Consider the following 254-nt stretch of genomic DNA (forward strand, 5'->3'; position numbering starts at 1 on the left):
AGTATAACATGGAAAAAATAAAAAGTCAAGCATTTTTGCTCAACTTTTTTAAATTTTTTTTATTTAAGAATTACATCTCTAATAAATGAATAACCAAATTTTACAACAGCTGCGTAGCTACCGTCAAAACCTTCAATATCAGTATTGTCTGATGCTATTGAGTGAATACCAATTAGTACTCCACGATCTCCACTAATCGAACTTTTATCTGGTGTGATAGTAGCTTTAAGAGTTGAACCATCATGGACATAGAT

General features: G+C 30.7%; 1 protein-coding gene. It reads right to left on the bottom strand.

Annotated features, from left to right (window positions below):
- Window positions 1-59: 59 nt before the first annotated feature.
- The coding region (locus A3761_RS28455; protein WP_231881156.1) for a hypothetical protein at window positions 60-254 on the bottom strand (195 nt) is incomplete at its 5' end.

Source organism: Oleiphilus sp. HI0123, from assembly GCF_001635315.1.